The organism is Vibrio panuliri, from assembly GCF_009938205.1.
Lineage (GTDB): Bacteria > Pseudomonadota > Gammaproteobacteria > Enterobacterales > Vibrionaceae > Vibrio > Vibrio panuliri.
Genome location: NZ_AP019655.1, coordinates 842,390 through 865,799 on the forward strand (window position 1 = coordinate 842,390; position 23,410 = coordinate 865,799).

Genomic DNA, 23,410 nt, shown 5'->3' on the forward strand with positions numbered 1-23,410 from the left:
GCACTGGACTTGTAAAGGCAATATAGTAATGTCCGGTTTGAACAACTTTGAAATGTCCTCATAAGCTTAAATCATTGTTTGCTAATGAGGACCTAAACTGATGTTAATTGCTATGAGTGATCACGAGATTAATCGATTTAAAGTCCTAACGGATGTCCGAGAAAAACGCTTACGACAAGTCGATGCTGCTGATATTTTAAATATCTCTACTCGACATGTCAGACGCTTGCTAAATCAATTGGCAACTTATGGTGCTCAAAGCTTGGCACATGCTGCTCGAGGCCGTCCAAGCAACCACCGCTATAATGATTGTTTCCGAGCCGAAGTATTAAGGATTGTACGTGAGCAATACTCCGACTTTTCACCTACATTTGCGCTAGAAAAACTCTCTGAGTATCACAACCTGAGTGTTTCTAAAGAGACGCTACGTAAATGGATGATCGCTGACGGTCTTTGGACTCCATACTCCCGCCGTAAGCCCAGAGTCTATCAACCTCGTTATCGCCGAGATTGCCTTGGCGAACTCATTCAAATTGATGGCTCACACCATGACTGGTTTGAAGGACGCAACGACAAATGCTGCCTACTTGTCTTCATCGATGATGCGACTGGCCGCTTGATGAACTTAAGGTTCAGTGAAACCGAATCGGCGTTTGATTACATGTTGGCAACCCAAGAATACCTGAGTGAACATGGTAAGCCGATTGCGTTTTACAGCGATAAACACTCGATATTTCGAGTCAATCAAGAAAAACACAAGAAAGTTGGCCAGACGCAATATGGTCGAGTATTAAATGAACTGGGTATAGAACTTATCTGTGCCAACAGCTCTCAGGCCAAAGGTCGTGTAGAAAGAGCGAATCTGACGCTGCAAAATCGACTGGTAAAAGAGATGCGCTTACAAGGCATCAACACCATCGAAGACGCCAATGCATGGCTTCCCTACTTCATCGCTGACTGCAACCGCCGTTTTGCCAAACCAGCAAAGTTTTCTAAAGATATGCGCCGAAAAGTATACGAATCCAAGCAGGAGTTGGACGATATCTTCAGTTGGCAAGAAACTCGTAAGCTTTCGAAATCGCTGACATTTCAATACGATAAAGTTATTTATCTCATTGAACCGACAGAAGAAAATACACGTCTGGCACACGAACACGTAAAGATATTAGATTACCCAAATGGAGAGATTGCGATTGTTTACGGTCACCGAAAACTGGCTTTCAAAACCTTCGACAAGTTAGAACATGTTCAGCAACCCCAAATCATAGACAACAAGCGTCTAGGTCAAGCCTTGAAGTTTGCCCAGCAAAAACAAGAGGAATTCGAAGCTCAGCAGCAGCGCACTCGAAGCAAAAAAGCCCCGAAACGTCGAACCCAAAAACGGGTGCTGAAAGAGCAACTTAGAGCCATCAACCCAGTACTCACTGAGCCTGATACATTTAAAGCGTCGAGCAATAAAACCTAACCAACCTTCACTCTCGTTTTCTGACCAGGACATTTCTATCTGGGAGAAAAACAGGACATTTTAAATTTGCATTAACAAGAGCATCTAAATTTAACATTTGCCAATTCTGACAATTCCTCTAGATTGATCCTTTTAAATACATTGGCTTAATCACATTTAGTTCTTCTTTTGTCGCTGTATCAAACGGGTCTATCGCATTGACACATATTGTTACATTTTGCATCATGACGCTGAGTCCGGACGGTTATAACTAATTAAACGCATATATAATTTCTATATAAAAAATTTGTCTAAAGAAATCATCATTACACTAAGGCTTTCTTATGGATTATGATGCTTTTACCGTCCTTTTTTGGCGCGTATTCCCAAACGTTAATGCTGGTGCTCAATATTTTCATGTCAACACGGCTACAATTCGCCGTTGGTTATCCGGCAAATACCCAATCAATCCAATGGCTGAAAAGCTGCTCATCATCATATCTTCCTAACGACATTCGCTGGCGTGGTTTTCGTATCGATGAAGAACGTGCGGTGATCATCACGCCAACCGGTCTTGAATTCAGTCCTAAAGAATTGGAATCTTTTGCCTATGCGAAAGATGAATATCAACAAATGATTGAGTTACACGGTCACATGCCTAGCCCGATTTATCGACCAGCTAAAGAGAATGTTTTGCCTTTCCGTGGTGGACGTCGCATGCAAGCTGCACCTTGGATTCCATCCAAGCTTAAACGGTGACGTTAAAAAGCCCGCTAAATGCGGGCTTCTCTAAGTTAAGGCAGTTTACCTAAGAGTTCTTCCCATAGAACTTCACCTTCTCCATTCTCGCCCATATTTACAGGCTCTAAATTGATTCCTTGTTCGTATGTAATAAGCTTTGGTGGGTTTTGAACACCGATCAGGGTTGTTTGAGGCATTGGGAGTAATGGGTAAAATGAAACGTAGAAGATTCTAGTTTCCTTCAGTGTTTCATAATAAGATAATCTTAAGTCATTTACATATTGTATGAATTTACGCGAGTTTCTAAATTGATTGATTGCTCTCTCGTCATCACATCCCCTTGGACTTGATTTAAGATCGCATATCAATATAGCTAAATACTCGTCTTTATCATGATAAATAATTAAATCACTTCGCTTGTTTACGTTTTTTGCGTCCTTGCAAAAAAAATATGACAATCTTCCGTGGGGTTCGGTGTTTTTATCTAGCTCAATAAATATGGAGTTTCTAACTTTTGTTCCACCTTCCATATGCCCTCTAAACAATTTAAGGTGAAGCTTCTTCAACTTAGCTGAAACGTCATCTTCGCAAATAGTAATCCTTCTGCCTGTCTTTATATTAACCTTAACACTAGCGTCGTAGATGCTGTTAATTGAATTTATCATGATACTAAATAATAAACCTCTTTAGACAAGTCCGTTGATTTATTAATCTCATCATTAAATAATTGCATGTGTATGCCTAGCTCATCCACTTGCATTTCATGAATCTTGTGAGTGGATGATGAGTTGACGTACGCTTTTACCTTGTGAGGAGCGATAGTGTCTTCAACTGATAATCCATGCCTTGAAAACAGGTCGTTTCGGTCCTCTGGATCAATGTTAGGAGAGCTCAGCATTACTAATGAATTCAATTCTCGCAATAAATGATCGCTATGGGTTGTAATGATAATTTTTATACCTGTATTTACGATTCTCACAAGCAATTGTGCGAGAGTGCGCTGAGCATCTGGGTGCAAATTCAATTCAGGTTCGTCTATGATTAAAACGTCACCAATCTTAGCTACATGTCTTAAATATAAATCAAGTAGGTATAAAGATTTTGTTGCAGAAGATGCCATATGCATTGGCAGTTCTACCTTATCCCTATTTCTTTTCTTCGTCGGTACGTAATATACACCATTAACAAGAGTTTTATATGTTCCGCCAACAATCTGTCTTAGCTTTTTAAATACATAGTCATGTTCTTTATCAATAAATATTTCACTTTTATTTTTAGCAGTTTCTTGAGCATATCTCATGCTTTCAATATTGCTTCTTATAGGTAAAGAATATCTTGAACGCATCTTTTGTAATAGTGAAAATGGGTTTAACTTCTTGTTGTCTTTTAATTCTACAATGTGGTCAAGAATTGAATGGGCTTGGCTATCTAGGTCTTTGTAAAACATAGCCGAACCAGTTCGCTCTGATGTAATAACAAATGAATTAGGAATGAAAGAACCTAGAATAAGTGAAGATAATGCTTTGTCTAACGCATATTGAACAAAACTTCTCGAAACGTTAGGGTTAATTAAGTTTACTGTGACTGAATGTTCATTATTTTTAGTCTTAATTCTTAGTTCCGTATCACTATCTTCACCGAGCTTAACAATCAGCTCCTTTTCATAAAGTCCAAATTTTTGATTGCATTCCTCTTCAACTGTAAGAGTCACACTACCACTCTTGAATGAATCTTCTTCCGAGTTAAAGACATCTTTCAGTGATGAATTAGAAAATTCTCTAGAAACCTTAGCGACCAATTCTGAAATGTTTGGAGCATCGATAATGCATTCTCCGTCACTAAACAACTGATCTATCGACTCACTATCTGCAACTGAAACTCTTTGAGAACTACACTGTTTAAGGAGTCCATAAATACTATGACTAACGTAGGTTTTGCCCGTATTGTTACGTCCACATATTACAGTGAGGTTCCCCAGTTGAACTTCACCTGAATCGATAAAACCAATTTTCTTAAACGTAAACTTCATTTTTTACCTGATTTAATTACAGTTTTTCGCATTATACGCAACACTAAGTAGTTTTAAAATCATGCTATCGAAATGAAACTTCATGCTCAAACTTAGCTTGCATATTCAACTCATATCAAATATCAAATAGAGATAGCTTTGTAAAGCTAATTGGCGTCTCTTTCAAATCAGTTCAAATTTTATTTCTTAGGTCTAACGCAATCTCTATAATCGTTAACCGTTTATCCAGCTTCCAAAGCGCTGCGATTAACGCTATCAACGTGGGCGAAAAGCCCATGTTGTTGAGCGTGGTCAGAAATTCAGTCACATGAATGCTCTACCCTTAAATTTGATTGCAAAATACTCCAACACATAGCGAAGCATTGCTCTCATCCCTAAAACATCCACTACTACAGCGCCAACGATAAACCAGTAAGGTTGTGGTATATGCTCTAGCGCTTCAAAGCCACGTTGCACCGTTGGCGCGTAATCTGGAATAAACGACAAAAGCAAAGGCATAAACACCACAACCAACACGAAATCATCTTTCCAACCACGGGTTTTCAAGCTGATTTCATCAAGATTTAAAGCTTTATCTTCACTCAGCTCTAACCGATCAATTTTGGCGGTATGGAGCACCTGCTCTATTTCATCCATGCGCTTGAGCGTTGGCTTTTGGTTTTCATTATGCTGCCAAAGCACGGCGAATGAAGACATTGAGTTCATCATTTACGCCAAGCATCTTGGGTTCACTCTTAGTAGATAGCAAAACTACCTGCGGCTTGGTTAATCGCATTAGTTACGTCGTCACTTTTGTCGCTCAATAACAAACTCCATGCCACCACTGTATATAAAGCCAGCCTCCTAGTTATCCTAATCAAAACAGATTACAGCAAGATAGTTTCACTTAAAGCTATGTGACAGGATCACGTAATTGCACGCACTCTTCCCTTTTATACGTGACAAGCTAACGCAACAGGATTAATCACTAGTATTTATTGGGTGTAAAATAACCCACCTTAGACTTTGTAATAAAATTACAAAATCCAAACACAGATACGCACGACAACATTTAATCCTGTTGTAAATCATTGTTTTTAATGACGTTAACCTTGAATGAAAACAATTGTTGATATGTAAGAACACTGAAAGTTTTTCGCGTCCTGTAACGTGTCACGTTTAGTGGGCTAGCGGGAGGAGTTTTAATTGTTAGAGAAATAATTAGTTATAGTGCATTAGATAGACATTAAAAAAGGCAGTCTCCTGCCCTTTTCTATTGCTGTTGTTTTGCTGCGTTCTCGCGAATTTGTGCGGCAACAATCTTAATCGCTTCTGCAGTACTTATCCCCTGCGCCATTAACTTCTGAATTTCTTCAACAGCTTTTTGCTGCTCTGCGTGGCTTAGGCTTAAATCATCAAACATAAAAAAGGCTCCTAAATTTAGGAGCCGACTATATTATGATTTTTGCGAGATTTCTAGTAACTCGTTAGGAAGTTAATGTAGGCACCCATCGAGTTTTCATTCGTATAGCTTGCACCAACATCGAGTTGAAATAAGTTAAGTGGTGACAAGCCGATACCGGCAGTAACGGTGCTGTCGCTGTCATCGTATGCTAAGTTTTTCTTCCAACCTGCACGCAGTTTCAATTGACGCATCAAGTCAAGCTCTGTACCTACTCGCAACATTTGTGTGTTGTCGTCGAAACCGAGGTAGCGCTCTTCTTCTTTTAAATCGTAATCGACACTCAAGGTAAAGTAGTCTGCAACAATACCCGCACCCACCGTATATTGCGGTGCCATTTCATAAGCGTAAGAGACATTCGTTCCTGGGATGTTCTGAGTCTGAATATCGCGTGAAATTAGATTTTTCGCTGAGATACCCGCGCGGATTGGTCCATAGAACCAAAGAAAACCCGCATCCATGTTAAACATGGTTTCGCCACGGCTATTATCACGCAAGTCTTTTAGGTCGTAGTTCTTAATATCAGCTTCGTAAACGTAGGTATAGATTCGCTGCAGTTTTGGCGTCACACCAAATGAAAGGTGTTGTCCTAGAAAAGTCTGATATTTTGCGAGAGAAATACCGGCTTCAGCAACTCCGATACTAACTGCACGTACACGACTATTCTCCGCTTGTTCAATTGGAGTGCTGCCACTACCCAGTTCGGCGGTCGCATGCGATTCGGTGTAAAGTTTGCCAAAGACATTCGCCGCTACATATCGGTTTGGAATAGCAAACGCAACTACACCACCAATATCCAGGTTAAGGCTATCACCATTCAGCTGGTCAATGGCTTTTTGCGCATTCGCCGCATCGCCTTTTTTAACAACGTCTTGCGCAAACTCTAGGTCATCAACGAAGTTACCAGTTTCAGTATAGTTAAAACCGATACTTGGAGTGATCATGCCTACATCATCACTTCGACGATAAATCGCGGTTAAAGCAGGGTTGTAAAATGGAGCCGTTAAAAAGTTTGCCGAAACAACACCGACGCCACCCATAGCATCGCCGCGGGCTTCTATTGCATAGTTAGCTGCGTGAGCTGAGCCGATAGACATGGCCACGGCAAAAGGAAGTAATTTGTATACGGTTTTCATATCAGAGCTAAATAGTTAGTTGCGTTGTTATTCTATCGGCTCATTGTCGCTTAACTTTAGCTATTCCTCTACCGAAACGTCGTACGTTTTACTGATTATTTGCGCTTGTTCAACGATTATCTGTCCTTGCCAACGACGATGCGCCATCGACACGGCTAAAACATAGCGACCAGCGTCGATTTCGTTTAATGGCAGACTGGTTGGATAGTCAGATTCATAGCTGCCGGTCCAAACTTGGTTATACTTGCCATCAACATAGTCATAAAGTGCCGCATTCAATTTTGGCAACGGGCAATTTGGGTTCAGAAGTGCATTTTGTTCGACTTGCCAATGATCTTTAGATGCCCAGCGGACAGTCATATATAGTTTCGGATCGCCCAAAATTAGCCATGAACTCCAAGACTCATTGTTCTCACTAACGATATCGATTCGATATAACCCCATCGCTAACTTATTGCTAATGTTGTAACGCTTTGAATAGGTGATGATCCCTGCTTGATTTTCTCGAATTCGTTCCAAGGAGTTGTCATTTGAAACTGACTTATCGACCCAACGCGTAAGTGAAACGCGCGAGATAGGCAGTGTTGACTGCACTTCTACCGTGGCACGAAATGCATCTCGACCAGGGCTTTGAATTTCTGAACGTTGTACCAGCACACCTTTAAGCCATGACGGAAACGCTTTGTTTCCTAGACCTTTACCACAATCAACTTCCAGAGATTGAATAAGCAGATCATTGAGATGCGGGGCGAGATTGACGTTCTCTTCCAATTGCCAAACTTCAACTAGAGATGAGAACATAGCTGGAAGGTCATTGTTTAACAAATGCTTATGAGTTTGAGTTAATGGCGTATTGCTCTCAAACCACGTTAAGCCTTCCGAGGCGACAGATGCGCTAAACAGCGCACCTGCGATGATCAAACTACGGCGGATCATGCTTTCATCTTGTATCCGACACCACGCAACGTCTCAATCTCTAAGCCAGGCAACTTCTGGCGCAATTGAAGTACGTGTGTATCTACAGTACGAGTTGTTGGGAAATGGTTATAGCCCCACACATGATCTAAAAGCTCGTCTCGAGTGAATACTCGACCAAGATTGCTTGCTAAGAACAGCAATAAATCGAACTCTGTACGCGTTAGTGTGATTGGTTGATCATTAAAAAACACTTCGCGCGTGCTTTTGTCAATAATCAGATTTTCTGTGCGAACTTTGCTGTCATCTTCTTCTAAGCTATCAGGCGTACGTAACTGAGCTCGGATGCGGGCGAAAAGCTCTGCTTCTGCAAATGGTTTAGTTAGGTAGTCATTTGCCCCTGAATCTAAACCCGCCACTTTATCTTTTACGGTCACTAAAGCAGTAAGCAAGATCACTGGGATCTCTTTGATCGCTTTCCACTGCGGTAAGTGTGATACCGAATCGCCATCAGGCAGTTGTCGATCAAGAATTACCAGATCGGATTTTGCCCAGTACTGCTCTACTTCTGCGATGGTTTCTGCGTGGTAACATTCGTACCCTGCTTGTTCAAGGCTAACAAGTAAGCCATCCGCTAAGTTTTTGTCGTCTTCAACGAGAAGCAGTGTTTGTTTCACAAGGTATCTCCAAAATAAACGTTGTTGGCGGTCCAATGAGTGACATCTTACCACCCATTCTTCCTACCATCGAATCAACGATAGTTAAGCCCAAGCCTAAACCACTTTTACTAACAAAAGGCTTACGCAAGTTGCGCCAGTCTTTTTGAGTCAGTTTTCCTTGGTCTATGACACTGAACGTAATCTTTTGATTAGAAGTTTTCACCTCTAATCTTATCGGCTTAACGCCATATTTCACCGCATTTCTAATTAAGTTGTCGAGGCAAGTCCCTAACCAATATACATTAAGTTTTGCCGCGACGTCATGATTGATCACCAGTTCAATTTGCTCATCGAACTCTTCTTCAATCTTAAATTCTAACCATTCCTGTACTGACGGCACCCACTCCGAGGCGAGCGGCTTATTGTCAGACTGCAAGTAATCTTTACTTGCCTCAGCAAGTTGCCTTAAACGTCGCGAGTCCTCGCACAAACGTCTAAATTCATCGTAAACAGATTCAGGTAAATGCTCAAACTCACGCCGAAACCCTTCAACCGTTAACGATAAGCTCGCAATGGGTGTCCGTAGCTCGTGAGTCAGAATCTGCAATACCAACATGCGACTCTTCATCTCTTTACGCTTGGTGTTCCAGCGGTACACCGACCATCCGGCAACCAAGAGAATATTGGCGATCACCAAACCAATCATACTGATTTTTAGTATGTCAGCGTGATCTTCAACATCCCAACAAATGTTTCCGCGTTGGACAAAGCAAGCACCAGAATCTCGCCCTAAGGTAAAGCTTAGACCTGCTTCTGCAACGTTTTTGCTCCACACTGATTCAGGGTAGATATAGTAGCTATCATTTTTGCGTAACCACAGGTCTTCACCTTCGAGAAACATACTCGCACCTGAGATTAAGGCAACGATGGTCTCTTCGCTCATTCTTTGCAGGCGACCAAGTAAGGTGTTCTGGTTTGCCAACGGTCGCTCGCGGATATGCATATACTGCTCTAACGCCGTTACTTGGTCAGGGTGTGTGACAATGTAACGGTTAGCATACGTTCCCCCTCCAGGGTGAATTAACCCGCTACGAGCAAACCACGTAAGACTAAGGTTCGAGCCTTTACACATCGCCCGTGTGAACACTAGTGGCTCGGTCACCAAAGGGCTAAGAGGGAGTTTGCCCGTGCATGACACAGCCAGTTGATACAAGCGTTGAATGTCTTCTAAAGGATAGCTCGATGTCTGTGGCAGCATAGACTGCGGCGTCAGTAAGCGCGTTGGATAATCTGACTGCAACACGCGCACATCATATGAAACTGACGCTTCTGAGGTCTTAAATAAATTAACAAATTTATCAATACGCTCTGGTAGCGTGTCTGCACTAGCGCTCAAAGAAGCGAAGCTAAACAGGCATACCAAAAACTTAATCTTTGTGAATTTCAAAGCAAATCTTATTAAATCAGCTAGTTACCACCAGACGTTGCCATTATGACAACACTTGATGCTCAATGTGTAATATTCGTGTCAATTATAAGTACTCAAATGCACTTTTATTGCAAGATTTATAACATAAAAAAAGGCCAGCATAGCGCTGACCTTTCAATGCTTTAGTTTAGCTTATAGTGCTTTCGCAATAGCGTCTACACTCTCTTTCGCATCACCAAATAGCATTTGCGTGTTCTCTTTAAAGAACAATGGGTTTTGTACCCCTGCGTAACCCGTATTCATTGAACGTTTGAATACAATTACATCTTTAGCATTCCAAACTTCCAATACTGGCATACCAGCAATTGGGCTGTTCGGATCTTCAAGAGCTGCAGGGTTAACCGTGTCGTTTGCGCCAATAACCAATACTACATCAGTTTCTGGGAAATCATCATTGATTTCATCCATTTCGAGTACGATGTCATAAGGTACTTTCGCTTCTGCGAGCAGTACATTCATGTGACCCGGAAGACGACCCGCAACAGGGTGAATACCAAAGCGTACTTCTACGCCCTGTGCACGAAGTTTCTCAGTGATTTCATGTACTGGGTATTGCGCTTGCGCTACCGCCATACCATATCCTGGAGTGATAATGACAGATTTAGCATTTTTCAGCATATCCGCCACATCTTCAGCATTGGTCTCACGGTGTTCACCATACTCTTCATCGCCAGAGATAACCACTTCTTGACCAAAGCCACCAGCAATTACGCTGATAAAAGAACGGTTCATCGCTTTACACATAATGTATGAAAGGATCGCACCAGAAGAACCTACTAACGCACCAGTTACGATCAATAGATCATTGGCAAGCATGAAACCAGCGGCCGCTGCTGCCCAACCTGAGTATGAGTTAAGCATTGAGACAACAACTGGCATGTCAGCACCACCAATTGACGCCACTAGGTGGTAACCAAATGCAAATGCGATCAATGTCATCACGATCAACGCAAACATACTGCCATCTGCTTTTACGAAGTAGATCATCAGTAGCGTTGAAACTACGATAGCCGCTAGATTCATCTTGTGCTTGTGAGGTAGGTTTAATGGTGAAGAAGAAATCACACCACGTAACTTACCAAAGGCAACAATTGAGCCTGTAAAGGTCACGGCACCGATGAATACACCAAGGAATACTTCCACAAGGTGAATAACGTGTTCAGCATGAATACCAGCCGCATCGATTGACACAGGTGGTGGTGGCGCTAGGTAACTGTTGTAACCAACCAACACTGCCGCCAAACCTACAAAGCTGTGAAGAATCGCAACCAGTTCTGGCATCTCTGTCATTTCTACTTTCTTAGCGTAGAAAATACCGATCGAACCACCAATGACCATCGCAACGATGATCCATACGAAGCCTTGTGCATCAGGGCTGAAAATGGTCGCGATTAACGCAATCGCCATACCAGCGATACCATAATAGTTACCAGAGCGCGCTGATTCCTGTTTAGATAGGCCGGCTAAGCTTAAGATAAAAAATATAGCAGCAACAATGTAAGCTGCTTGTACTAGTCCTGCAGACATTCCCTGTTACTCCTACTTATCTTTACGGAACATTTCAAGCATGCGCTTGGTCACGGTGAAACCACCAAAAATGTTGATACTGGCGATTAGAACCGCAATAAATGACAAGAATGTCACCATGCCATTACCTTGACCAATTTGCAGCAACGCGCCCACTACAATGATGCCTGAAATTGCGTTAGTTACCGACATTAAAGGAGTGTGAAGCGCATGCGTCACGTTCCAAACCACGTAGTAACCAACCACACAAGCAAGCACAAATACGGTAAAGTGCGCTAAGAACGCTGCTGGAGCAACGGATGCAACCCATCCAAAAGCCGCCAATGCAACACCAAGACCAACGACTTTCTTAACTGGAGAGACTGGCTCTTCCACTTTCTTCTCTGGCGCAGGTGCCGCTTGTGGTTTTTGCTCTGGTTGAGCCGACACTTGAATTGGTGGCGCAGGCCAAGTGACTTCGCCTTCTTTAACTACTGTCACACCGCGAAGAACAACGTCTTCAAAATCGATGTCGATGTTGCCATCTTTTTCTTTACAAAGTAGCTTCATCAAGTTGACAAGGTTAGTCGCATATAACTGAGAAGATTGCGTTGGCAAACGTCCAACCATATCAGTATAACCAACCACTTTGACGCCATTTGCAGTAGTAATGACCTGATCAGCAACGGTATATTCGCAGTTACCGCCGTTCGCTGCTGCTAAGTCGACAATCACACTACCCGCTTTCATGCTATCAACCATTTCTTTGGTAATTAGCTTCGGCGCAGGGCGTCCTGGGATCAGCGCGGTGGTTACGATGATATCAACATCTTTTGCTTGCTCAGCATATAGCTCGGCAGCTTTCTTGTTGAACTCATCTGACATTTCTTTCGCATAGCCATCACCTGAACCCGAGTTTTCTTGGAAATCCACTTCCAAGAACTCAGCGCCCATTGATTGAACTTGCTCTTTTACTTCTGGGCGTACGTCAAACGCGCGAACAATAGCCCCAAGGCTACCCGCTGCGCCGATTGCCGCAAGACCCGCAACACCAGCACCTGCAACCAGTACTTTCGCTGGCGGAACTTTACCAGCAGCCGTAATTTGACCGGTAAAGAAGCGTCCGAACTCGTGTGCGGCTTCAACAACTGCGCGGTAACCTGCAATATTCGCCATTGATGACAACGCATCAAGCGCTTGAGCGCGAGAGATACGAGGTACAGCATCCATTGCTAACACATTGATGTTCTTACTTGAAAGTTGTTCCATCAACTCAGGGTGTTGGGCAGGCCAGATAAAGCTGACTAACGTTGCACCGTCATTCAACAATGCAAGCTCATCAACACCATTTTCACTATCGATAATAGGTGCGTTAACTTTAAAAATGATATCGGAGTTCCAAGCTTCATCTTTCGATACTACTTTCGCTCCTGCGGCTTCAAATGAGGCATTGTCGAAACTCGCCAACTCCCCTGCGTGGGTTTCAACGACAACATCGAAACCTAACTTTATAAGCTGCTCAACCGACTTCGGTGATGCAGCCACTCGCGTTTCTCCAGCGAGTATTTCTTTTGGCACACCAATTTGCATAGCTATTCCTTGACTATTGGCACAATGATTATTCTTTTTTAAACTAACGAGAGCACGAATTTCAAGCATTTTGTAATAAAAATACAAGAATTGCTTGGCTCGAATTAGAACTACCCATTAATTTTGCAATTTTCGATGTAATCAAACAACATTTTCTGAGCTAAAACAGGTCTAACCAGATCGCAAAAAAGAGAAGAAAAAACAAAGGATTAGTTTTATGAGCATAAAAAAAGAACCATCAGCATAGCGGCTAATGGTTCTTAACTATATGACATCTATCAAATCACGCCATACTAATCGAAAATTTGCTCGTTCATTTGATCAATAAACATCTGCGCCTTTTTGAGCATAAACTCATCAGCATCTGAACAGCTTGAAAGTACGTCCGAACGGATAAAACGGTGCGTCTTCAACTCTCCGTCAATTTCTTTTTCGATACGACCTGCAATGCGGTACTGCCCCGATTCTTCAATCGCTTCTTGATAGATTAGAAAACCTTTGTATTCGATAGGTTCCACTTCAACTTTGGCTTTGTCTGACTTGTTACCGCCAAACAGACGAGAAAATAGTCCCAAGTTAGCTCCTTAACGTTTTTTTAGTATTGGCTTTTCGAACCACTCTAACTCAGCATCCTCATCAAAGCGAGGCTTAGTAAAGACAACCGGAAACTCATCTGTTCTATTGCTTCTGCGATCGTCAAGTATCATCCCTTTTGCAGAGGCCACGGCCGTTTCGGCATATTGCTTAAGTGTCAGAAGGCGCTCTTCAGATAAAGTAGAGAGAAAATCAATATCATGACGTATGTAAACTGGACGCAACTGAATCAATGCCAAGCAAGCGAGATCCGCAAGCTGATCGTGGTCAAACACCTCTGTGTATTCCGGCTTCCCCAACACTTGCCCAACTAAGTTTTCCATATAGTTGTGTACATCTTCACTTATCTGCATGCTGATATGCTCCTTCTATAACATACTGATTTTAACTTATTGCTAGCGAGACTTTTCGACCGGATGAAATCCACACTATCGTTACCAAATTTAGTTGAAGCATCTCTGATTCGAAACAAAACTTTGCGAAATGTTCACGCGAATCCACAATTTTGAGCGAATTAGTAACTAAAAACACTTGGAAAATCATTTAATACCGTTATCCTTGACGCTTCAGTAGTATTACTTGATACCAAGGGTCCATCAATTCCATGTCATTCTCAATCGTAACAGCTAGTTGGTTTCGATTTATATTTCCTCTCGGATTGATGCTTTTGGTAGCGTTTGGCCAAGACAATGTTAATTCTGTCATTCTAGCTAACCAAAGTATTAGCTTAACCTTACCCTACGTATTATTTGCAGCATGCGTGATTTTGGGCCATGTGTTTAAACAAAGTCGCTGTGCGATGATCGCCTGCGCCATGTTGCTCAGCTATTGGGTGATTCAAAATTACCTACAAGCCTCTCTTTCAACCGGCACCACCTTACTTGAACTCTCATTGCTCGCCTTCGCCTTACCGGGTGCTTGCTTAGCGATTTATTTGTTTAAAGATAACACCATCAGAAGTCGCAGCTTTTTCGGCTATCTTTTCTTATTAGTGTTGTTCGTACTTTGGAGTCAACTTGCCTTACGGTATGCCGCAGAGTCTGGTTTTGACTTGGCGAATTACCCTCTACTGCATGTGGAAAAGCAGATTTCACGTTTGCCAATGGTGATAGTGTTATATCTAACCGCGATTGTGCTCTCCTGCGCCATATTGGTGCTACGTTACAACCGAATTGTTGATGCGGCGGTCTACTCTTCTATTTTGCTTGGGTCAGCAACGTTTGTTTTCTTTCATATTAACTATGTATCAAGCGCCCTTTTCAGCCTTGCTGGCTTGTTGTTGCTAATTTATCTGCTCTCAGCTAGCTATGAACTTGCGTTTACAGACCGATTAACTGGTATTCCAGGGCGACTTGCGCTTGAGTCTGATCTTAAGCACCTTGGCCGTAAATACTCAATTGCGATGCTCGACATCGATCACTTTAAGTCATTTAACGATACCTATGGTCACGACACAGGGGATGATGTTCTTAAGCTTGTTGCGAGTAAATTACGACGTGTACGTGGCGGGGCGAGAGTTTACCGCTACGGAGGTGAAGAGTTCACTGTCCTATTTAAGGGTAAATTAGCAGAAGACGCATTTGAGCATTTAGAAGAGTTGCGCCGCGATATTGCCGACTATGAACTAACGATTCGCGATGTCACTGAACGCCCAAGAAGTAACCGTAAAGGCAGCAAAAAACGCGGTAAGGCAAAAGAGAAAAACACGGTCTCACTGACCATCAGTATCGGTTTGGCCGACAGTTACGATGAGAAGAACACGCAGAAGATCATTAAGTCGGCAGACCAAGCTCTATACGAAGCAAAAGGCAATGGACGTAACTGTACCGTGGCTGCTCGCGAGTTAACCAAAGACTTCAAAGGAAACTGCGCGAAGTATATTGAGTAAGATGCGACTACTGCTGATTAAAGTAAACAACAATACTCCCACCTTTTAACGCACTTCCGTAGTTCAAGTTCAGACCAATACCAATGTTCTCTATCCATTCAGAATCAAACGGTGGTGTCATCAACCATCCCAAAGACGCTTCATAGTAGTGGTTTGTCGTCAGTGGCCCACTCGCTCCTCCACCGATATCAACCCGTTTAATACTTGAAAACAACGATTGAACGCTGTTACCCCAGTGACTTACCGTATAGAAAGCCTCAATTCCGTTGGATATATACCATCCCTTAGGACCGGCTAAATCACCTTCGTTTGCCTCCCCCCAAGCAACCCCTTGAAAATAGTGCGCGGAGCTAAATGCGTTCCAACTGCCCCATGCAGTGTCTGTATCGTACTTTAACTTAATGTGTGGTTCATACGATAGCGCCCATGCACTGGTGTTAAACAAGACATCATCGAGGAGTGTTTTTATCACCAGCTCGCTTGCACGCGTTCTATAGTCGTGATCATTATGGAAGTACTGCAAATGAACCCCTATCCCGGGGATCAATTGCCAATCATCGCTTAATTGATACTGATAACGGTAAGCTGCATAACCACCAATGATCGTTTCACGTTGGTAGTCAGGTTCAAGATCCGGCGTATACTCTACGCTTTGCCCCGAGCTTAACCCGGATAGTCGAAGAAACAACTGTGAGTTTTGACTTAGCCCATAATCTGCTAAATCGAGTGTATACGGAAGGGAGAGCCCAACAAGATCACGTCGATACTCGAGTGACTGGTCGGATCCGATTTGATCGTTATTAATATTGAGCAACTTATTGGGATCGAAACTTTTCACCCCAAGCGTTAAGGCTTCGCTGTCAGACATAACAATGCCAGCGGAAAAAGCTTGCTCAACATAAGTTTTTGCTGCGTTGAAGCTTCTAGCTTCAACAGGCAGCGTTACCGCAATACACAACGGTAATAAAAGAGCAAACTTAGACATTAATTAATTTTCTTGTAATTCCATCGAAGGGTCATATACCACATAGCGGTTTCTGCCCTGTCGTTTCGCTTGATAAAGCGCTTTGTCCGCCATGTGGTACAGTTGATCTGGCGTCTCTCTGCCGTTAGGTTGAATACTCACCAAACCTTGTGACACCGTAACACACTGCGAAACTTGACTGAACTCATGCGTAATCGCTTGTTTTTCTAATGCCGATTTTATCCGCTCTGCTTGTAGCTCAGCTTGATACACATCACTGTGCCCAAGCAAAATCACAAACTCTTCACCGCCATAGCGCCCTACCACTTCACCGTTACGAGAGAACTGCTCTTTCAGGGTCGCCGCAATCTGGATTAAACACTGATCACCTTGGATATGACCATAGTTGTCATTATATGGCTTGAAGAAATCAACATCGAGCAGAATCACGGCCAAGGCAACAGAATGACGGCCATGAACAGAGATCATTTCACTAAGCTTCTTATCGACATCACGACGATTGCGCACTTTCGTCAAGCCATCTTCACTGGCGAGCCTTTCTAACTCTTGATTCACACGAGCCAATGCCAAGGTTTTTTTGTTCAATTGATTCCGCATAAACGCGATGCGCTGCATGGCAGTAAGCTTGGCTCGCAACACCAATTTATCAACAGGCTTAACAAGATAGTCGTCTCCTCCCGATTCGATTGCGTTAGCGATAATCTCAGGCGCATCGTGAGAGCTAAGAAAGATGATCGGAATCCATTCTGGGTAGTGTTCTCGAATTTTGCACGCGACTTCAAAACCATCCATTTCTGGCATGGTAATGTCAAGCAACACCAAGTCTGGCTCAAACTGAGGGTAGAGTTCTAATGCTTGCCTTCCGGATTCCGCCATCTCAACTACATGTCCGAGTTGCTTCAACCTGATTGCAAGTTGCATACGTTCCATTTGAACGTCATCCACCAGCAGTATTTTCATTGTTGACCCTGTTATTTCCAATTGAGACATCCTTCCATAAACTGGGAACTAAATCAGTTAGTTAAACTTAAGCATACTTTAGACGTCTCAAATCCTCCACTAAGGTTGACATTTATTGTAGAAAAACTAGCATTACGCGGCATATACAACGTAAAGAGAAAAGACTATGTCTGACGTGACTCCATCTGAGAAAAAAACCATCGATTTGTCTAATGTTTCGGCTGAACTTCGCCAAGTTATTGAGTTTGACGGTGTTCCTGAAGCGATGTACGAGATGGTTGTATCTATCCATGAAGTGTCTGAAGAAGCAGTTCGCGAATCATGGAATGAGTTACCAAAAAGTGCACAAAACATTTTAGATAACTTTGAACAGTTTCACGCACTTGTTTCAGTTAGCCAGGCATTCGCTGGTCTAAATGTGATGGAAGAGTTCCCAACACTGAACCTGCCACAAGATATGACTGATGAGCAGAAAGATGATTACCGCGCTTCACTACTAGACCAAGTTCTTCACAACTGTGTGAAAGACATGGTTAAGCAGATCAAAAAAGCACGCCGTGATCCAATTCTAAAACGCGATTTTACCGACGTGTTCGCTAAGTAATATCGCTACAAGTAAAAAGCCGCTAGCAAAACTAGCGGCTTTTTGTGCATAGAAACGCGTAGCTTAATGCGATATCGCAATATCACGTTGCGTCACACTCACACCCTTGATTTGGGCATAGACTGTCATCCCCACCTCAAGCGCCAGCTCTTCTTTTGCCCAAGTTGTAATTGTCGCCCACAAATCACACCCTTCTGCGAGCTTTAACTTCACTGAAACACTCTGTCTATGGTCACCAAAACGGTGCGTTTCAATATCGGAGATCTCAGCATGAAGGACGTTACGAATAGAACTTCGTTCAGGTTTATCTAAGTTAATCGAGACATCATTAGCGCGAACTTGTAGCCGTACACGGCTATTTATATCCGCTTCAACTTTTTGCACCCAAAGCATGACGTTAGGCGCAAGTTCAAGACCAGACAGCGCATACTCTTCAATTTGTTCAACGAGCTTTGCTTCAAACAGCGTACTTTGCTCTGCAAAAGATTGCCATGGACGCATTGCTTTAGAAGCCCACACCTGCTCGATCGGCCCCGTTGTTACTGCCCGACCTTTATCAATCACCACTACATGATCCGCAAGGCGGATAATTTCATTTAAGCTATGCGTCACGTACAAAATCGGAATATTGACGTTGTTGGCAAGATGCTCAAGAAACGGTAAAACTTCTCGCTTACGTGGCAAATCCAGTGAAGCGAGTGGTTCATCCATTAGCAAAATATCGGGTTTCGATAGTAGCGCCCTGCCAATTGCGACGCGCTGTTTTTCCCCGCCGGAGAGTTCAACAGGATAACGGCGTAGCAATGCTCTCAATTCAAGTAAATCAATAATTTGCTCAAAGTAGTCATGGTCTACACGCTTCACACCATAGAGTAGATTTCCCTTCACGCGATAGTGGGGAAACAAACGTGACTCTTGAAACACATACCCAACTTTACGCTCTGGGGTTGGGATATTGATCCCTTGTTGGTGGCTAAACAGCACCCTTTGGTTTACTTCAATATGACCCGTTTTCGGCTGGGTCAGCCCTGCAACAACATTGATCAGCGATGTTTTGCCTGCACCTGAGCGACCAAAAATAGCCGTAATGCCTTGCGCGGGCAGTTCAACGTTAATATCAAAATGTGCATCACCCAACGTTTGGGTAAACTCAATCGCTAGCTTACTCATCGCTTTGCCCCCAACCTTTTGGCACATTGTCTCGCCAACCACTCAGAAACAAGCAGTGAGCCCAGCGCAATCGCGATGGAAATTGCACATAATCGCATCGCTTCAAGTTCAGAACCGGGAGTTTCGATAAAGGTATACATGGCGAGTGGAATGGTTTGTGTTTCACCGGGGATGTTGGATACAAAGCTAATTGTCGCACCGAACTCGCCCAAACTACGGGCAAATGCCAGCATAGTACCGGTGATAATGCCCGGCAAGGTTAAGGGTAAAGTAATGGTAAAAAATACTTTCAACGGTGATGCGCCGAGTGTCGATGCCGCCTGCTCTAACTTGGCATCAACACCTTCAAAACTAAGCCTTACCGCTCTTACCATCAAAGGAAGTGCCACAACCACGCTTGCCAACACCGCCCCTTTCCAGTTAAACGAGAATGTAAGACCAAACGCTTGATACAACCATTGCCCAATGATCCCCTGTCGCCCCATGGTAACGAGAAGGAGATAACCAATGACAACTGGCGGCAATACTAACGGCAGGTGTATCACACTATCGAGAATCGACTTGCCTACAAACTGCTTCTTTGCTAGTAACCACGCAAGACCAACACCAATTGGAATTAACCATGCAACAGCGTACAAAGAGACTTTCAGACTTAAGAATAAGGCTTGGTATTCGTATTCTGACAGCAAATCTAACCCTCTAATTAAAACCAAAGCGGGTCAGCACACGCTTGGCTTGATCACTCACTAAATACTCGGCAAATGCCGCAACATCGCTCGATTGGGTAAGCTCCACCAACGGATAACGTATCGGATCGTGAGTCTTGTCAGCGAACGTATGAACAACACGAACTTTGTTAGAAATCAAAGCATCAGATTGATAAACAATGCCAAGCGGCGCTTCTTCACGTTCAACCAGTGTCAACGCAATACGGACGTTGTTTGTTGGCGCAAGGTGCTGGCTGAGACCACTCCATACCCCCAATGATTCCAGAGATTGCTGTGCGTATATACCTGCCGGCACCGCGTTAGGTTGACCAACCGCCAAACGGCCGCCATTAAGAGCTGCCATCCAAGAGTTAACTTGGGCGACATCGAGCTGCACCGCACGGCTAGAGGCGGAAACCACCACTAATTGGTTGTGAGTAAAATCGTGAATGAACTGCGGATTGGCGATCCCCTTTTGGGCAAGATGCTCAACCCAACGCTCATTAGCAGAGATAAACAAATCTGCTGGCGCGCCTTGTTCGATTTGACGAGCGAGGGAAGACGAGCCGCCATAAATTGGGACGATTTTAATCTTATGCTTACTTTGGTAGTCGCTTATCAACTCGTTTAGCACATTGGTCAATGATGACGCCGCGTAAACTCGGATACTATTTTCGCTTGCAAGCGCCCCTTGAGGTAAAGAGGCGAAAACCGTTAGCACAAATGCCAACAGTGAGTCTTTAATTGTTCTTAACATGGGTTCTACTTGCCTAATCCCGGCCAAAGTCGCTCTAAGTTTAAATGTTCTTCAATTGCGTCAGCAATACGATTGATCGCTCGCTCTTGATTGGCATGATGATCCACTACAGAGACATTGCTACAACCCATCCACTCACAAAGTAGTGAGAAGGCCTGTGGGTCATCAAACACCCCGTGCAAATAGGTGGCAAAAATCTGACCACACGCACTTACCGCACCATCAAGTGTACCATCTGAAAGCGTGATCGGTTGAACTTCGTTAATATCGCTCACGCCGGCATGAATTTCATACCCTGATACGCAAGCATTCTGACCGAGTAGGCCCAGTGTCCCCGTCACACGCGTCAGCTTTTTGTTTTCTGTCATTGTCGTCGCGAGATCTAAATAGCCAAGCCCCTCAGTCACACCTGGCGCACCTTCGATGCCAAGGGGGTCGGCAACACTGCGTCCCAACATCTGAAAACCGCCACAAATCCCGATAACCTTACCACCAAAGCGTAGGTGTCGAGCAATCTCTTTGTCCCACCCTTGGCTTCGTAAGTAGACAAGATCAGCGCATGTCGACTTTGAACCAGGCAGAATAATCACATCAGCCCCCGAGAGAGACTGACCTTTGCCGACATATTGCAAATCAATATCTGGGTTCTGTCGTAGGGCATCAAAGTCGGTATGGTTACTGATTCGGGTGAATACCGGCACCTTAACCACGAGCTTAGCTGTGCCAGCAAGTTGCTGTTGGCTATCAATCGCATCTTCTGCTTCAAGATCAAAACCATGTAAATATGGCAGTACGCCAATCACAGGTTTGCCGGTCTTCTCTTCTAACCAGTCTAACCCCGATTGCAGCAACGCAATATCACCTCGAAAACGGTTAATCACAAAACCAATCACGCGGTCTTGTTCACTTTTCGATAATAACTCTAACGTGCCATACAGATGGGCAAACACCCCCCCCCTGTCAATATCAGCGACGATAATCACCGGAACATCCGCTTTTTCAGCAAATCCCATGTTCGCAATATCGTTCGCTCTGAGGTTAATCTCTGCTGGGCTACCTGCCCCTTCAATCATGACGGCTTCATAGTCAGCCTGTAATCGAGAGAAGGAGTCCATCACCGTATTTATAGCGACAAGTTTATAGTCGTGATAGCCAGTTGCTTCCATATTCGTCAGCGCTTTACCTTGCAGGATGACTTGCGCGCCAGTATCTGAATTAGGTTTTAATAATACCGGATTCATGTGAACGCTCGGCTCAATATGACAAGCTGCTGCTTGTACCGCTTGAGCTCGGCCAATTTCACCTCCATCTTTGGTAACCGCACTGTTAAGCGCCATATTTTGCGGCTTAAACGGCGCTACTTTAACGCCTTTTCTCGCCAGTACTCGACATAAGCCCGCCACTAAGACGCTTTTCCCTGCATCCGAGGTCGTGCCTTGAACCATTAGTGCTTTTAGAGGTGATTGCATTTTAACCAGCTATCTATTTGATTAAGTTGAAAGAATCATATCGACTTTCCCAAGCCATTACTAACAAAAACATGAATGGAAAATGAATCCACCAATCAGCATTGGTTCACATTCACTGTTGTTTAATAGCACCATCAAGCAAGGGCGTAGTGCCCAAACATATTACTAAGGAAACAACATGAAAAAAATCATCGCTATTGCTGCTCTTATCCTAGCTCCTACCGTTGCACTTGCAGGCGGAGACCACCAAAAACATAACCCTGTTCAATACAAAGGTCCGGTTGAACTAACAAACCTCACTCAACTTCTTGCCGATAGTTCAATGTTCACTGAACAAAAAGTCGTTGTGGAAGGTAAGCTGGTACGTCAAATCAACCACGAAAAATTCATTTTCAGTGATGGTCAAGCAGAAGTACAAGTTGAACTGGATGACGACATCAATCTAGCACAACCACTTGATGCGACCACCCAAGTACGTCTTTTTGGCGAGTTTGAGGGGGGTAACACGCCTGAGATTGAAGTAGACCGCGTTCAAGTGCTATAAATCGCTAACATTTAAGGTTAAAATATTCGAAAGTTAGGCCTGCCAACGCAGGCCTTTTTCGCGTATTTGAAGCTGATCGTTGGAGATTCAACTTGAAGAAACCTGTCCTATTAGCGGCTTTAGCGAGTACATTACTTGCACCAGCGGCCCTAGCTAACAATTTTAACTACAACTTTTTAGAGTTTCGTACCGCCATGGACCCGCGCTTTTCTGGTGTTGAGTTCAATGCGATGCTGCTTGAAAACGTGCATGCTATCGCTCGTGTCGACAGTCAATTTGAAGGTGATGCAGACCTTGCTGGTGGTTTAGGTTTTAATGGTCCAATTAACCAGTTCGCTGATGTTTTTGGCCAAGCGTTAATTCATAGCATTAGCTACCCAGATTCAGAAAACCGTGATCGCGAGACAGTCGCAGAGTTTAATATCGGTTTGAGAATGTGGCTAACTGATCAGTTTGAAGCAACGACTCGCGTTGGTCGCCTAGATGAAAGTTCAGTGTTCCACGCGGGCATTCGCTTCCACTCTACACAGCAACTCTCTCTTTCTGCGGAAACTCGTAACTCGGGTATTTATGGACCGCAGATGGCAATGTCAGTCCGTTTCCAGTTCTAAGAGCCGGACTTCTAAGCTAATTGCAGTACTAAAACGCGTCTTCAGTTTACAAGAACACAACATTAGCACTGCAATTAGCGTGATCAAAGTCACTTTACCAACTCGTTTAATGCACAATATATGCAAACCGTCTGTTATTCTGATTATGCACTTATGTGATGTAATGGAAGG

23 protein-coding genes and 1 pseudogene are annotated in these 23,410 nt (G+C 43.5%); 6 read left to right on the forward strand and 18 right to left on the reverse strand.

Translation table 11 applies throughout. From position 1 onward, the window contains the following. Positions 1–112: 112 nt before the first annotated feature. Both GZK95_RS18570 and GZK95_RS18575 read left to right on the forward strand, forming a co-directional pair. Complete coding sequence (locus GZK95_RS18570; protein ID WP_139315065.1) at positions 113–1,465, forward strand: ISNCY family transposase; 1,353 nt, start codon at positions 113–115, stop codon at positions 1,463–1,465. Between the two features lie 323 nt (positions 1,466–1,788). After that, a pseudogene (locus GZK95_RS18575) lies at positions 1,789–2,203 on the forward strand (DUF3653 domain-containing protein). Between the two features lie 35 nt (positions 2,204–2,238). Here GZK95_RS18575 and GZK95_RS18580 read toward each other — a convergent pair. The 12 genes from GZK95_RS18580 to GZK95_RS18635 all read right to left on the reverse strand — a co-directional run bounded on the left by GZK95_RS18580 (position 2,239) and on the right by GZK95_RS18635 (position 13,897). Then, positions 2,239–2,850 (reverse strand): hypothetical protein, encoded by a 612-nt coding sequence (locus tag GZK95_RS18580; RefSeq protein ID WP_075715149.1) that lies wholly within the window; start codon positions 2,848–2,850, stop codon positions 2,239–2,241. Continuing rightward, positions 2,847–4,214, reverse strand: coding sequence for an AAA family ATPase (locus GZK95_RS18585; RefSeq protein ID WP_075715147.1), 1,368 nt, complete (start codon positions 4,212–4,214; stop codon positions 2,847–2,849). The genes GZK95_RS18580 and GZK95_RS18585 overlap by 4 nt, the downstream gene beginning before the upstream one ends. 303 nt (positions 4,215–4,517) lie before the next feature. Then, positions 4,518–4,910, reverse strand: coding sequence for a hypothetical protein (locus tag GZK95_RS18590; RefSeq protein ID WP_225623956.1), 393 nt, complete (start codon positions 4,908–4,910; stop codon positions 4,518–4,520). Between the two features lie 556 nt (positions 4,911–5,466). Then, positions 5,467–5,616 (reverse strand): YoaH family protein, encoded by a 150-nt coding sequence (locus tag GZK95_RS18595; protein ID WP_075710812.1) that lies wholly within the window; start codon positions 5,614–5,616, stop codon positions 5,467–5,469. A 53-nt stretch (positions 5,617–5,669) separates the two neighbouring features. Beyond that, positions 5,670–6,791 (reverse strand): conjugal transfer protein TraF, encoded by a 1,122-nt coding sequence (locus GZK95_RS18600; RefSeq protein ID WP_075710814.1) that lies wholly within the window; start codon positions 6,789–6,791, stop codon positions 5,670–5,672. A gap of 60 nt (positions 6,792–6,851) precedes the next feature. Continuing rightward, complete coding sequence (locus GZK95_RS18605; RefSeq protein WP_075710816.1) at positions 6,852–7,727, reverse strand: DUF2861 family protein; 876 nt, start codon at positions 7,725–7,727, stop codon at positions 6,852–6,854. Beyond that, entirely contained in the window at positions 7,724–8,383 is a 660-nt protein-coding gene (vxrB, locus tag GZK95_RS18610) for a response regulator transcription factor VxrB (protein ID WP_075710818.1), read from the reverse strand. Before vxrB ends, GZK95_RS18605 begins: the two co-directional genes overlap by 4 nt. After that, complete coding sequence (vxrA, locus tag GZK95_RS18615; RefSeq protein WP_318630699.1) at positions 8,358–9,797, reverse strand: sensor histidine kinase VxrA; 1,440 nt, start codon at positions 9,795–9,797, stop codon at positions 8,358–8,360. The genes vxrB and vxrA overlap by 26 nt, the downstream gene beginning before the upstream one ends. 189 nt (positions 9,798–9,986) lie before the next feature. Then, positions 9,987–11,381, reverse strand: a complete 1,395-nt coding sequence (pntB, locus tag GZK95_RS18620) for a Re/Si-specific NAD(P)(+) transhydrogenase subunit beta (protein WP_075715141.1) — start codon at positions 11,379–11,381, stop codon at positions 9,987–9,989. A gap of 12 nt (positions 11,382–11,393) precedes the next feature. Further along, complete coding sequence (locus tag GZK95_RS18625) at positions 11,394–12,950, reverse strand: Re/Si-specific NAD(P)(+) transhydrogenase subunit alpha (RefSeq protein ID WP_075710824.1); 1,557 nt, start codon at positions 12,948–12,950, stop codon at positions 11,394–11,396. 293 nt (positions 12,951–13,243) lie between these two features. Next, positions 13,244–13,525 carry an HlyU family transcriptional regulator gene (locus GZK95_RS18630; protein ID WP_075715139.1) on the reverse strand — a complete coding sequence of 94 codons (282 nt, stop codon included), beginning with the start codon at positions 13,523–13,525 and terminating at the stop codon, positions 13,244–13,246. A gap of 9 nt (positions 13,526–13,534) precedes the next feature. Further along, positions 13,535–13,897 carry a late competence development ComFB family protein gene (locus GZK95_RS18635; protein WP_075710828.1) on the reverse strand — a complete coding sequence of 121 codons (363 nt, stop codon included), beginning with the start codon at positions 13,895–13,897 and terminating at the stop codon, positions 13,535–13,537. Between the two features lie 251 nt (positions 13,898–14,148). Between GZK95_RS18635 and GZK95_RS18640 the strand changes: the two genes are divergently transcribed. Continuing rightward, entirely contained in the window at positions 14,149–15,432 is a 1,284-nt protein-coding gene (locus GZK95_RS18640; RefSeq protein ID WP_075715137.1) for a GGDEF domain-containing protein, read from the forward strand. A 7-nt stretch (positions 15,433–15,439) separates the two neighbouring features. On the opposite strand, the gene GZK95_RS18645 is transcribed toward GZK95_RS18640, so the two are convergent. After that, entirely contained in the window at positions 15,440–16,417 is a 978-nt protein-coding gene (locus GZK95_RS18645; RefSeq protein ID WP_075715135.1) for a Solitary outer membrane autotransporter beta-barrel domain, read from the reverse strand. A gap of 3 nt (positions 16,418–16,420) precedes the next feature. Then, positions 16,421–17,377 (reverse strand): GGDEF domain-containing response regulator, encoded by a 957-nt coding sequence (locus GZK95_RS18650; protein ID WP_075710834.1) that lies wholly within the window; start codon positions 17,375–17,377, stop codon positions 16,421–16,423. A 166-nt stretch (positions 17,378–17,543) separates the two neighbouring features. On the opposite strand from GZK95_RS18650, the gene GZK95_RS18655 reads away from it, so the two are divergent. Beyond that, positions 17,544–17,981 carry a DUF3069 domain-containing protein gene (locus GZK95_RS18655; protein WP_075710836.1) on the forward strand — a complete coding sequence of 146 codons (438 nt, stop codon included), beginning with the start codon at positions 17,544–17,546 and terminating at the stop codon, positions 17,979–17,981. 63 nt (positions 17,982–18,044) lie between these two features. Here the strand turns inward: GZK95_RS18655 and modC are convergent, their stop codons facing one another. Genes modC through GZK95_RS18675 form a run of 4 tightly spaced genes read right to left on the reverse strand, consistent with a single transcriptional unit; the run spans position 18,045 to position 22,084 of the window. After that, complete coding sequence (gene modC / locus GZK95_RS18660) at positions 18,045–19,151, reverse strand: molybdenum ABC transporter ATP-binding protein ModC (RefSeq protein WP_075715133.1); 1,107 nt, start codon at positions 19,149–19,151, stop codon at positions 18,045–18,047. After that, positions 19,148–19,840, reverse strand: coding sequence for a molybdate ABC transporter permease subunit (modB, locus tag GZK95_RS18665; protein WP_075715131.1), 693 nt, complete (start codon positions 19,838–19,840; stop codon positions 19,148–19,150). Before modB ends, modC begins: the two co-directional genes overlap by 4 nt. A gap of 10 nt (positions 19,841–19,850) precedes the next feature. Beyond that, a complete protein-coding gene (gene modA / locus GZK95_RS18670) occupies positions 19,851–20,615 on the reverse strand; it encodes a molybdate ABC transporter substrate-binding protein (protein ID WP_075715129.1) in 765 nt (254 codons plus the stop codon). A 5-nt stretch (positions 20,616–20,620) separates the two neighbouring features. Then, positions 20,621–22,084 (reverse strand): cobyric acid synthase, encoded by a 1,464-nt coding sequence (locus tag GZK95_RS18675; protein ID WP_075715127.1) that lies wholly within the window; start codon positions 22,082–22,084, stop codon positions 20,621–20,623. A gap of 178 nt (positions 22,085–22,262) precedes the next feature. Between GZK95_RS18675 and GZK95_RS18680 the strand changes: the two genes are divergently transcribed. Further along, positions 22,263–22,628: a YgiW/YdeI family stress tolerance OB fold protein gene (locus GZK95_RS18680; RefSeq protein WP_075710846.1), complete on the forward strand. Its 366-nt coding sequence runs from the start codon at positions 22,263–22,265 to the stop codon at positions 22,626–22,628. A gap of 92 nt (positions 22,629–22,720) precedes the next feature. Then, entirely contained in the window at positions 22,721–23,239 is a 519-nt protein-coding gene (locus GZK95_RS18685) for a hypothetical protein (protein WP_075710848.1), read from the forward strand. Positions 23,240–23,410: the final 171 nt, after the last annotated feature.

Bases quoted from the DNA above. Each gene is read 5' to 3' on its own strand.
- GZK95_RS18570 (WP_139315065.1), top strand. From the start codon at position 113: ATGAGTGATCACGAGATTAATCGATTTAAAGTCCTAACGGATGTCCGA.
- GZK95_RS18580 (WP_075715149.1), bottom strand. From the start codon at position 2,850: ATGATAAATTCAATTAACAGCATCTACGACGCTAGTGTTAAGGTTAAT.
- GZK95_RS18585 (WP_075715147.1), bottom strand. From the start codon at position 4,214: ATGAAGTTTACGTTTAAGAAAATTGGTTTTATCGATTCAGGTGAAGTT.
- GZK95_RS18590 (WP_225623956.1), bottom strand. From the start codon at position 4,910: ATGTCTTCATTCGCCGTGCTTTGGCAGCATAATGAAAACCAAAAGCCA.
- GZK95_RS18595 (WP_075710812.1), bottom strand. From the start codon at position 5,616: ATGTTTGATGATTTAAGCCTAAGCCACGCAGAGCAGCAAAAAGCTGTT.
- GZK95_RS18600 (WP_075710814.1), bottom strand. From the start codon at position 6,791: ATGAAAACCGTATACAAATTACTTCCTTTTGCCGTGGCCATGTCTATC.
- GZK95_RS18605 (WP_075710816.1), bottom strand. From the start codon at position 7,727: ATGATCCGCCGTAGTTTGATCATCGCAGGTGCGCTGTTTAGCGCATCT.
- pntB (WP_075715141.1), bottom strand. From the start codon at position 11,381: ATGTCTGCAGGACTAGTACAAGCAGCTTACATTGTTGCTGCTATATTT.
- GZK95_RS18625 (WP_075710824.1), bottom strand. From the start codon at position 12,950: ATGCAAATTGGTGTGCCAAAAGAAATACTCGCTGGAGAAACGCGAGTG.
- GZK95_RS18635 (WP_075710828.1), bottom strand. From the start codon at position 13,897: ATGCAGATAAGTGAAGATGTACACAACTATATGGAAAACTTAGTTGGG.
- GZK95_RS18640 (WP_075715137.1), top strand. From the start codon at position 14,149: ATGTCATTCTCAATCGTAACAGCTAGTTGGTTTCGATTTATATTTCCT.
- GZK95_RS18645 (WP_075715135.1), bottom strand. From the start codon at position 16,417: ATGTCTAAGTTTGCTCTTTTATTACCGTTGTGTATTGCGGTAACGCTG.
- GZK95_RS18650 (WP_075710834.1), bottom strand. From the start codon at position 17,377: ATGAAAATACTGCTGGTGGATGACGTTCAAATGGAACGTATGCAACTT.
- GZK95_RS18655 (WP_075710836.1), top strand. From the start codon at position 17,544: ATGTCTGACGTGACTCCATCTGAGAAAAAAACCATCGATTTGTCTAAT.
- modC (WP_075715133.1), bottom strand. From the start codon at position 19,151: ATGAGTAAGCTAGCGATTGAGTTTACCCAAACGTTGGGTGATGCACAT.
- modA (WP_075715129.1), bottom strand. From the start codon at position 20,615: ATGTTAAGAACAATTAAAGACTCACTGTTGGCATTTGTGCTAACGGTT.
- GZK95_RS18675 (WP_075715127.1), bottom strand. From the start codon at position 22,084: ATGCAATCACCTCTAAAAGCACTAATGGTTCAAGGCACGACCTCGGAT.
- GZK95_RS18680 (WP_075710846.1), top strand. From the start codon at position 22,263: ATGAAAAAAATCATCGCTATTGCTGCTCTTATCCTAGCTCCTACCGTT.